Below are 769 nucleotides of genomic sequence, written 5' to 3' on the forward strand. Positions count from 1 at the left end.
CAAAGCTCGCACCAAACTGGGGCGCGCCTATCCAGGCATACCCAAAGAGTCAAAATCACTGTGACGAGCTACTAGTGGTCATCGAGCAGCCTGGCGGCGGTTTCCTGGTCGAGATCACGCCTCTCGGGGGCGGTCAAACCGTCATGACGATGACCTATCAGAGCACGCAGGAAGCGATTTCCGGGCGTTCCACTCACAATGTCGAATGCGGTTCGGTGGGGCTGATGAGTGCCGCATTCGTCAGACGAACAAGCTTCGGCCACGTTCGTTCCTGGCAGTCATAGAAAAGGCCCCAGCACCTCTGGGGGCCCTAGGGGCCGGTGCTGGGGCCATCTCTTGATCCGCCGTCTTATCTTGGAAGGCCGGCAAGCTCGATACTGCGCCCCTCTCTAAGCCTCCCGCAATGGCCGCTTTTTCCTAAAAAATGCGCGGCATACGAGGAACCTCGAGGGGACGAAAGAATCTAATTGACGCTTCTGGTCAGCCAACCGCCCCCCGATTGCCAGAAGAAAACCCGTATGGCTCGGGTTGGCGGCCCCTAGGTTGGGGCCGCTTGCAGCGAAGGTGTGATCGCTTCATTCACATAGATGTCGCTGGCGTCCTACACGTTACTTGCGAGGCTGGTTTTCACAGGTGGCGGTTGCAGTGGAATTTATTGGACGCCCGATGCGAGGCGCCTTGGCAAGGCCTTGGTCGTTCGTGAAGAACTGGCGCCGGCGCCCGGCTTAAGCGGTGTTTCGAGCCGGGACGGTCTCGAAGAAGGCTCGGA

Annotated in this window: 1 protein-coding gene; it reads left to right on the top strand. The window is 59.2% G+C overall.

The features are described 5' to 3' along the window. Nucleotides 1–284 (top strand): hypothetical protein (locus Q2M23_RS43710; protein ID WP_316399542.1); only part of this gene is annotated, 284 nt, incomplete at its 5' end. Between the last annotated feature and the right edge of the window lie 485 nt (nucleotides 285–769).

The sequence above is a fragment of the Bradyrhizobium sp. 33ap4 genome, assembly GCF_032654765.1.
Lineage (GTDB): Bacteria > Pseudomonadota > Alphaproteobacteria > Rhizobiales > Xanthobacteraceae > Bradyrhizobium > Bradyrhizobium australafricanum.